7 protein-coding genes are annotated in these 10136 nt (G+C 47.3%); 2 read left to right on the top strand and 5 right to left on the bottom strand.

The window, feature by feature from the left end; genetic code table 11:
- Positions 1 to 466 precede the first annotated feature (466 nt).
- Positions 467 to 1612 carry a Fic family protein gene (locus tag DXB70_RS13340; RefSeq protein WP_107001818.1) on the top strand — a complete coding sequence of 382 codons (1146 nt, stop codon included), beginning with the start codon at positions 467 to 469 and terminating at the stop codon, positions 1610 to 1612.
- A 229-nt stretch (positions 1613 to 1841) separates the two neighbouring features.
- On the opposite strand, the gene DXB70_RS13335 is transcribed toward DXB70_RS13340, so the two are convergent.
- On the bottom strand, positions 1842 to 3803 hold the full coding sequence (locus DXB70_RS13335; protein ID WP_107001817.1) for an aconitate hydratase: 1962 nt from the start codon (positions 3801 to 3803) through the stop codon (positions 1842 to 1844).
- A gap of 411 nt (positions 3804 to 4214) precedes the next feature.
- Between DXB70_RS13335 and DXB70_RS13330 the strand changes: the two genes are divergently transcribed.
- The gene (locus tag DXB70_RS13330) at positions 4215 to 5099 is read left to right on the top strand and encodes a gamma-glutamyl-gamma-aminobutyrate hydrolase family protein (RefSeq protein ID WP_181357266.1); all 885 of its coding nucleotides are present in this window, start codon (positions 4215 to 4217) and stop codon (positions 5097 to 5099) included.
- A gap of 321 nt (positions 5100 to 5420) precedes the next feature.
- Here DXB70_RS13330 and DXB70_RS13325 read toward each other — a convergent pair whose 3' ends face one another.
- The 4 genes from DXB70_RS13325 to DXB70_RS13310 all read right to left on the bottom strand — a co-directional run bounded on the left by DXB70_RS13325 (position 5421) and on the right by DXB70_RS13310 (position 9825).
- Positions 5421 to 7106 carry a glycosyl hydrolase family 18 protein gene (locus DXB70_RS13325; protein ID WP_107001815.1) on the bottom strand — a complete coding sequence of 562 codons (1686 nt, stop codon included), beginning with the start codon at positions 7104 to 7106 and terminating at the stop codon, positions 5421 to 5423.
- A 261-nt stretch (positions 7107 to 7367) separates the two neighbouring features.
- On the bottom strand, positions 7368 to 7622 hold the full coding sequence (locus DXB70_RS13320) for a hypothetical protein (protein ID WP_022358865.1): 255 nt from the start codon (positions 7620 to 7622) through the stop codon (positions 7368 to 7370).
- 91 nt (positions 7623 to 7713) lie between these two features.
- Complete coding sequence (locus DXB70_RS13315; RefSeq protein WP_107001814.1) at positions 7714 to 8238, bottom strand: hypothetical protein; 525 nt, start codon at positions 8236 to 8238, stop codon at positions 7714 to 7716.
- 165 nt (positions 8239 to 8403) lie between these two features.
- On the bottom strand, positions 8404 to 9825 hold the full coding sequence (locus tag DXB70_RS13310; RefSeq protein ID WP_118472514.1) for a serine/threonine-protein kinase: 1422 nt from the start codon (positions 9823 to 9825) through the stop codon (positions 8404 to 8406).
- Positions 9826 to 10136: the final 311 nt, after the last annotated feature.

Raw genomic sequence — 10136 nt, 5'->3', positions numbered from 1 at the left:
ATTTCTCAACTTCTGGGGTTAATATCTTCCGTCTGTATTTCACCGACCATACCATATGGTAGTTAATATTACACACGCAAGTTCTATAATGTATCAGATTTCCTTTCATACATATAGTATATCATATTGAAGTGTAATACGCAATTATTATTCGAACATATTTTCGTTTTTATTGTATGCCGGTTACGGCATTACCATCAAAGGATGAGAATTATTATACTATTTGCATTGTGCAGATATGCACACTCCTGCGCTTTCATCTCGGTAATTAAATTGCCGAGGATTCCCGCTTATTGTCCTAAACTTGAAATTTCCAAGGTAATTTTGCTTGAGTAATTTCATAAAAAGCCGTTTTTCTGAAATTTCTTCCGTTCTTTATTTTCACAATAAGTTGATTTCTTGAAATTTCTATGCTAAAATAGCCTCAAAAATTTCAATTTCCATTTTTCGGAGGAAAAAAACAATTATGACAAACCGAGCAGGAACACTCGTGAGTAATCTGTCAGGCGAAATGGCGTATGAATCCTTTCGGCCAGCTCCGCTTCCACCAAATCCTCCTATTGAGGTATCTGGTGAGCTTCTCACGAAACTTATTGATGCAAACAAGAAAATAGCAACACTTGAAGGGCTTTCCTCCCGTATACCAAACATGGGACTTTTTGTTTCCATGTATGTCCGTAAAGAAGCCCTTCTTTCCTCACAGATTGAAGGTACACAGTGCACCCTTGAGGATATCTTGAATCCTCTGATTGAAGACAACACCAATCGAGATGTTTCCGATGTTGTTAACTATATCCGTGCGACTGAGTTTGCGCTTGAGCGGCTGAAAACACTACCTCTGTGCAATCGTCTAATTAAAGAAACTCATGCAGTTCTTCTGGAAAGCGCGCGAGGACAGGAAAAGAATCCTGGCGAATTCCGGTATTCACAAAACTGGATTGGCGGTCAGGGAAGTACTCTCAAAAACGCTCGATATATTCCGCCAAATCCTGAAGATATGCTAACAGCCATGTCCGACCTTGAAAAATATATCAATAGTGATGATACTCTTGACCCTTTGATTCAAGCCGCATTAATCCACTATCAATTTGAAACCACTCACCCTTTCCTTGATGGTAATGGACGTGTTGGACGACTTCTCATTACGCTCTTCCTAATGGAAAAAGGCATTCTGTCTACTCCCGCACTCTATATTTCTTATTACCTCAAGATGAACCGTATTGAGTACTATGACCGTATGACTCAGGTGCGACGTACTGGTGATTATGAGCAATGGATTTCTTTTTTCCTTCAGGCTTTTGCAGATTCCGCAGAAGATGCGATTCATACAATTGATTATCTTACTGCATTACACGATAAAAGCACAAAATTATTTGATGCTCTCACAAAGAGACAGCGTACCAGCGTTCTTAAAGTGTTTGCCTATTTGGAATCAAATCCTATTATTGATATTCAGAAAACCTCTACAGCTCTTGACATGTCCTATAATACTGTGTCAAAGGTAGTCTCCATTTTGGTCAATGATGGAATCTTGAAGCAAACAGACAAATCTGGAAAGGCGAAGATATATTCTTATACCGAATACCTCGATATTCTCCGTAAGGACACTTAACGCCTTGACTATCACCGCAAAAAGCGCTCCAAACAATGTCTTTTTCTCAATTTCTTTCACAATCTTCACTCTTATTCTACCACAAGATTACTACAAATGTCTTTCTTCCGTCAAGTCGCACGAAAAAGCGCCTGCACATCCGCACAGGCGCCTTTTCCCAAAATAAATAAGTTGGTGAATAAGTAGTTATTGTATATAAAAATATAATGGAGGCATAATTAATAAATGACTACGCTTCTTTCTCTGCTTCCAGCTGTTTTTTCAGTGTCCTCAGCTGTCCGCCATTTAAGACAACTTCGATTTCTTTATCCGTCAATTCTAATTTAGCCCAGAAGGAGAATCCTTTTGTCTTATCGGTAATCTGTACACGGCGTGCTGCAATCTGCTCCCGCAGGTTATCGATATGAAGCTCATCTGTCTGCTCCAGGAGGTCATAATCAGCTCCATCCTCAAACAACATTGGAATTACGCCATGATTTACCAGGTTTCCCTTATGGATACGGGCAATACTCTTGGCAATGACCGCTTTTACACCCAGATACATGGGATTAATAGCCGCATGCTCACGGGAGGAACCCTGTCCATAGTTTTCACCGCCGATGATAACGCTCTGTCCCATTTCTTTTGCGCGAGCTGCAAATTCCGGATCATATCGATGATAGCAATACTGGGACATCAGCGGAATATTGGAACGCATACTGCTGAACTCAGCACTTGCCGGTGTAATATCATCGGTGGATACATTATCACGGGCTTTTAAGCTGATAGGAGCATCCAGTGTCTCCTGCGGCGGCTCCGGAACCGGAAGAAACTTGATGTTCGGTCCGCGGACAATCTCCACCTTCGCAGCTTCCTCCGGAGACAGCGGCGGAAGAATCATCGAATCATCAATATCGTACTGATCCGGCTCGTGAATTGAATCCAGGATCTTCACATTTTCACCCATAATATCTTCTGCCGTTGCGAAGGTCCCCATAATCGCTGTCGCTGCAGCACTCTCCGGGCTTACCAGATAGATCTTGGCAGTCGGATTCCCGGCACGTCCCTTGAAATTACGGTTGGAGGTGCGGACTGCCACACCGTCGGTCGCCGGAGTCTGACCGATTGCGCAGCACGGACCACAGGCAATCTCCAGAAGACGGACACCCGCATCCAGAAGCATCTCCACATATCCATCGCGCATCAGCTGACGGTACACCTGCTTGGAAGAAACCGCACAGGTACAGCTTACATCCTCATTCACATGATGTCCCTTAAATACAAGTGCTGCTTTTGCAATATCGGCATAGCTTGCATTGGTACAGCTTCCGATAAATACCTGCTGTACTCTCTTCTTTTCCGCCTGATGCAGCGGCATAACATTGTCCGGCTGGTGCGGACATGCGATCAACGGCTCTAACTCGCTTAAATTGATATCGATCGTCTCGTCGTACTCGGCGTCCTCATCCGGAAGAAGCTCTGTGTATGCTTCCGGACGTCCCTGTGCAGCCAGAAATCTCTTTACCTGTGCATCTGCCGGGAAAATGGAAGTGGTCGCGCCCATTTCCGCACCCATGTTTGCGATAGTCGCACGTGCCGGAATCTCCATCTCGGCAACTGCCGGTCCCACGTACTCATATACATTTCCCAGACCGCCCTTGATGGTCACGCGGCGAAGCATTTCCAGGATAACTTCCTTCGAGTTGCAGCCCGGTCTTAATTTACCGGTCAGGTTGACACGGACGACTCTCGGCATCGTCAGACGCATCGGAACACCCGTCATCGCCGTTGCTACATCCATGCCGCCGACACCGATACACAGCATACCGATCGCGCCGCCATGCGGTGTGTGACTGTCTCCGCCCATCGATACCTTGCCTGGCACACCAAAACGGGATACATGAACGGTATGGCAGATGCCGTTGCCCGGTCTGGACACATACACGCCGAATTTCTTTGCTGCGGACTGCAAATAAATGTGGTCGTCCGGCGTCTTATTATCTACATATAATAAATTGTGATCGAGGTAGCTGACGCTACACTCCGTGCGGACACGGTCCAGCCCGATCGCCTCGAATGCCAGATAAGTCATAACGGCATTGATATCGTGTGTCAATGTCTGATCCACCTTGATAAAAATTTCTTTGCCCGGCGTCATATCGCCCGATACGAAATGTGACTCAATAATCTTTCTGGTAAGTGATTTCCCCATGTTTTGATTTCCTCCATTTGGTTTGTCATATTCTCTCGGAGTCTTTCCTGCACTCCGCCATCTCTATCAGCCCCGCAGCCTTGACCCGGCTGCCCGTCTGTTTTTTCCGTCCTTATTGTAACGCCTGCCTGCGGGGAAAATCCAATTAAGAAAGGGAATGAAGGTATAACTTTCTGTTATCAGGGCTTTTCCCCGTACTCCTCCCTACTCAATTCTTCGCTTCCATTTACGCCTCCTTATTTTCGCTCATTTTTCGTATATCTACAAAATTATATTATATCTTTTAGGTGTCATTAAAAATTATTTTATTTTATTATGTAATTTTATGTATCTTTTTGTATTTTTCTGACTGTTTTATGTTAGAATCCAGCCATGTTTGGGAGGACAATTTGTATTAGGGAGGAAATTCGAATGAGAAAAATTAAAATGATGACCAGTGCAGTGCTTCTTTCTTTATCCCTGGCTTTTTCTTTAACAGCTTGTGGAACAAAGTCTGAACCGGCAGCCGATACAACAGCGGCTGAAGCCGAAGTAACCGAGACAGAAGGCGAAGCAGAGACTGCCGAAGAAGCGGCGAATGACGAAGAAGAGAAAGTCAAAGTCGGCGTTTCATGGAATGCAGACGAAATCGACGAAGATGCACAGTTATATATAGATGCCGTTACCAAAGCTGGCGGCGAAGCAATTTATCTTCCTCAGATCAAAACCGAGGATGACGCGAAAAATGCTCTGGCAGAAATCGATGCTCTGGTTATGACCGGCGGCGAAGATATTGATCCGAGCTACTACGGCGAAGAGCCAAACGAAAAATTAGAGACTGTAAACGAAGTCAGAGATACTTCTGATTCTCTTTTAATCAAGGCAGCTCTCGATGAGGATATCCCGATGCTCTGCACCTGCCGTGGCATGCAGTTCTTAAACGTATTAAGCGGCGGTACCTTATATCAGGATCTTCCGACTCAGAATCCGTCCGATATCGAACATCGCGATCCGGACCGTAAGGTATTCGCAAAACATGAGATTACCGTAGACAAAGATAACATCGTTGCTGCCGCATTTGGCGGAGAAGGCACCTACACTGTAAACTCCTGGCATCATCAGGCAGTCGATCAGTTAGGTGACAACCTGAAAGTCGTTGCTACTGCTCCAGATGGAATCATCGAAGCAATCGTCAGAGAAGATAAAGACTACGTGATGGGCTTACAGTTCCATCCGGAAGCTATGATCGCTGAAGGTGATGACAGTTTTCTTGCTTTCTACACCAACCTGATCGATCAGGCAAAAGAGGCAGAATAATCACATTTCTCCCAGACAAAACAATATTTTTGATGTTTTAATAACCTCCAGGCGGATGAATCAATCTTTCCGCCCGGAGGTTTTTTGTCCAAGACGCTCTTTTTTATAAAGAAGAATGTGCCTTGGCACATTCTCGCGCCGAGCGCGGTCGCTTGCGACAAACTACATCTTCGCGCGAGTGCGCATCATTGGCACGTTAGTGCCTTTTTGTGTAATAGGGGATCCCAAGGAATTTCCTATTACATAAAAAAGCAGAAGCCCCACGCTCCCGCATGAGACTTCCACCCTACTTTGAATCATTGAATCTTAATTAAATTGTCTCTACTCCCAGCCAATCACATCCCAGACGTCGCTGGTTTCCAGCCCCAGCCGCCATCCGGCTACGCCTGCCAGGTCGTATTTCTTGATTAAATCCATCTTGAGTCCCAGAGACCTTGTCTCCTCCATCCAGAGCTGCTGTTCGCCGTTCTGGCTGTCCAGCCTGCCGTAATACTGACCAGCCGAATCATCCCAGGTCAGATCCATGCCGCTCTCCGACACCCATTTTGTCGCCTCGGAGATTCCCATCGCACGGGAGGACGCATTGTCGCCGCTTCCCGTCCAGAGCCTTGTGTAGAACGGGACTGCGTTGATTACCTTTTCCTTCGGAACCAGGGAAAGCATATCTTTGATGCCGTTTTCGACATATCCGATCGAAGAAACAGAACCGGCTTCGCCGCCTGCATAGTGCTCATCATAACCCATGATAATCACATAATCTGCGACGTTGCCCTGCTCTTTCTGGTTGTAGAAACGGTTATATACCGCCGGAACATAGTTATCGACCGACAGCACCAGCCCTTTCTTACGGCAGGAAACCGACAGCTCGCGGATAAACTCAATGTAATGGACACCCGCCGCCGTCTTCAAACTCTCAAAATCCAGATTGATACCGTCAAATCCATAACGGTCCGCCTCTGTCATCATATTTTCAATCAGTTTTTCGCGCACAGACGTCCTGGAAAGAAGCACCTCCGCCTGCACGTTCTTGCTGCATTCGCGGCTGAAATTGTCGAGTACCGCCCAGACCTGCAGACCTTTTTCATGCGCCCGATCCACATAGGACTTATCTGCCAGAGATTCATACGCGCCGCTGTTGCTGCTAAGCGTAAACCACGTCGGCGCGATGACATTGACACCTTTCGTCTTTGCAATCAGAGAATCCATCGCCTGGTTTGCCGCCGCGATCGTTACCTGATGCCAGACCATCACAATCTTCTGATCCAGTGAAATATTCTGGTAGACCGGAGCAGTAAAATCACTCTTTAACGTCTCCTCATGCAGATTTTTCATCTTCCACTTGTGCATATATCCGATATGACCGTCCGGTGTCATGACTCTCGCCCAGTTGTCATACTGTTCCAGCACCGTCACTGTCCCGCCGCGCTTTATCTCAGTCACAATCGGGCTTTTCAAGCCGCCTCTTAAGCGGATCTTGGCGCTCCACGCCGCATCTGCCACCGTGACCGGATCCCAGTTATTTTCCACGAAAACCCGCTTCTGTGCCTCACCATCATACGCCTGCAGACGCACATCGGTGTATTTCTGAATCAGAGCCAGTGAAAGATAAACTGCATCGCCATCCCGGTAAAGGATCTTTTTTCCGTCCTCATCCACTGTCGTCTCGTCGCTTTTCACGATCTCCTCCGGCAGGGCGTACACCAGTATTTCCTCATTGGCATCCCAGTAAAAACGTTCATTTAAGTTCGCATCTACCCACGTAGCCGGCAGATACGTCTGCCCGTCCACGTAGACCCCGCTCTCCTCCTGACGTTCATAGTTCAGATACAGCGCCACCCGGTCGCTGCCGCCCGCCGCGTACAGAGCATCCAGATCCGCCCTCTCCCGGCTTGGCATATATTTGACCGCTGCAATCACACCAACGGCTGCCACGATTAAAAACAGCACAAACCCGAAAATCCGTCCCAGACAGCCCGAACGTGCTTTCCTTGATCTTCCTCTTTCCATGTTTTCCTCCGGTGTATGTTAAGGTAATACCATAAGCACTAAGCTCGAAAATACCTCGCTAAGTGCCCTTATTATATCACACCAGCTCCATGGAATGTTGACTTTTTTCTTAACTCCTCTTTCATTTTCCCTGTAATAGGTTACTGTTTACGCATACGTGCCCAGTAACTGTAATAGCACCATCTAAACAGTTCTCACCATTTTCTCCGAAAGAAAAATCCGGCGGACTGTCCAGATACGGACAAAACGGCACCTCTCTTATCACCGGTTGTAAACCCGGTCAAAATGTATCTCTGTCAGCACTCCTGTCTCCGCTCCGACGTAATCAGCCATATAAAACGAGCCGTCCTCCCGGAACTCACACAGCTTCCTGTATTCTTCTGGCCTGCACTCCCTCCCATCAATTAAAATCTGGATTCCTTTGCTTTTATATCGCTGTAATCCCTCGACAAATATTCTCTGCTGTTCCCTACGCCTCCTCTCTGCCTCTTCTTTTTTACTTTTTCTCACTACCATTCCACACCTTCTCCATTCCGCGAAAACAGCCCCTTCTAACTTTTGACCTTTCGGAGATAATCGGTAATTTATAACCCCAGGTCTGCCTCGCTTATCGTAGGAATTTTCCAAAAAAAGTCATGGACTCTCCCGTAACCATCAATGCGTTCTTCTGCAGTGGGATTCGCCGGATCCGGATATCCAGATATTGCTCTGCCATTTTTACAGCTTCCTCTTCTCCAAATGAGACGAAATACTCACACCATTTTTTCCATTTTTGCTTTTCTGCTGCCAATGCCGCAAAATCTGCCAGCTGCCATCCGCTGACCGAACCGACCAGAAAACAGCGGCTGCATCGAAAAAAGGCATCCTGATTCTTCTGTGTCAAGGCTCCGAAGTCGATCACCATCGCCTCCATCCCCCTTTCCGAACAATCGTACCATTCTGCACGTTCAGCCTTTTGATAGAAAAAAATTCCCCTAATTTCAAACGGCTGTCCTGCCCCGTCTATAACCGGTTTTTCCCTTCTTTTTCCCGTCCGGAATATCTTTTCAAGCTGTGCAAATGAGCCGCTCTCATTTTGTTCCAGAACCGCCGTTCGCCGGCACAGAACCCCGGACAGATATGCTGCCGTCATAAGCGAAAAGTGTGTCACCCCAACCGATGGTCCGCTCCCGGCTATCCCGATACATTCCAAGCGTTCTGTCCCGACCTGCTTTGTGTCTGGCACTGGTTTTTGCCTGAATTTTCGCCCCACTTTTGAGCTTTCGCCCCGTTTTCCGATTTTAATCTGTATTTCCTCCTATTTCCACTGCCACGGGAATCCACCCATAAAGCGCTCCCACCTTCGCCGGATGTTCCGCCAGAGTCCCCCTTCTTTTGCTGCCTGCCTGGTCCCCCGTCCTTTTTTGAGAGCTGCCTCCCGGAAAATCCTTTCAAAAAATTCTGTCTCCTCCGCTGCCTCATTTTCCTGCCCCCGCCTTCCGCCTGCATCGAACGGCGGGGTTAAAAACGGAAGCCGCAGATACCTAAGATGCCGGACCTCCTCCGGAAGATAATCCCGCCCGCATTTTCTGTGATTTAATAAAATCTGGAGTCCCTCTTCTGCTCCCAGAAACCGGATCGCCCGCAGAGAATCTTCTTTCTCCCACGGCTGCAATCCACAGACGAAAAGAATCAAATCATACTCCCCCTCCAGAACCGTCTGGAGCTCGGTTCCGCAGTCATCTAAAATCACTTCAAACACTGGCTGTTCCAGCTGCACCACATCGCTGTATCTGGGTTTCAACGCCAGACCGTCCATGTAATAAATTCCATGTTCATCCGGCGCCAGCCCATACCAGGATGCCAGCCTGCGGACTGCCCCCGTGTCATTCTGCTCCCTGTAAAGGCAGGAAACTCCTTTCTGCCGCAGATATCGGACCGCGCCAAGTGCGGTATGTGTAACCCCGATTCCGCTCCGGCTGCCTGCTGCGGCAATCCTGAGAAGTGGTATATGACGTTCTGCAAATATGCGCGCCTCCAGTTTTTCCAATGCCTCTAACACTTCCCGGACACTCTGGCAGCGCTCTTTTTTCTCTATTCTGAGACATCGCCCCATAAGAATGTACAGATCTCCCCGACAGCTTCCCTGTCCTGCTTTTATCTCCCCCTCTGGGGCATGCCCTGTCCCCATATAGTACAGGAGGGCGCCAATGGCATAGATGTCGGTCCTCTCATCCAGAGTCCCTCCCTCGTACTGTTCGGGGGCTGCAAAGCCTTTTGTTCCATAGCAAACAGATCGTTCCTGGCTCAAAGACGCCAGTGCCGCCTGATCAAAATCAATCAATTTTAATTGTTCCCGGCAGATTAGAAGATTCCCGGGGTGGAGATCTAAATATAAGATTGGATTTGGTTTGAATGAATGCAGATAATTCATGATCCGGCAAAGCTCAATTCCCAGACGGATAAGCTCTCCCGTTTGCAGACTGCCCGTTCTCTCAATTCGGGCATACAACGACTCACCGCACAGATATTCCTCGATGAGATAATAATAATTTTCGTCAATTTCCAGATCGTAGATGATCGGGATTCCCGGATGGCGCAGCCGCTTCAAAAGCGCTGCTTCCTGAATGAAACCGCTCTCTGTCCGCCTGACACGCTTAATCGCTCTCTCTTCATCAAGCCCCAGATGCCTGGCTAAAAAAACAGTTCCGCTCCGACCGCGTCCGATCACACGTTCCAGCTGGTATTTTCCAAATAGAACGGCTGCTTCCGTACCGCGCCTCCTTTCGGTCTATACCACCTCTCAAGATTCATTGTATACGATCCCCTCGGTTCCCGCAACCGTTTTTAGAAAGATTTTATGCTTTTTTTTCATATTCAAATTGCCAAGTGATTATATTATATAGTATGATGAATACCAAGGTTCCAAAGTCCAAAACATGAGTAAGCAGCCTTTTTCCGCAGAAAAATGAGCGGCTTACGAATGTCTTGCAAAATTGCGGAAGTGCGAAGCACGAAGCATTCGGTATCTTAACCACCCAAAAGACAAGG

The sequence above is a fragment of the Clostridium sp. OM05-5BH genome (assembly GCF_003481505.1).
Classification (GTDB): domain Bacteria; phylum Bacillota; class Clostridia; order Lachnospirales; family Lachnospiraceae; genus Otoolea; species Otoolea fessa.
The sequence above is the reverse complement of the archived record's forward strand: the minus strand, read 5'-3'. Positions and strand labels throughout refer to the sequence as shown.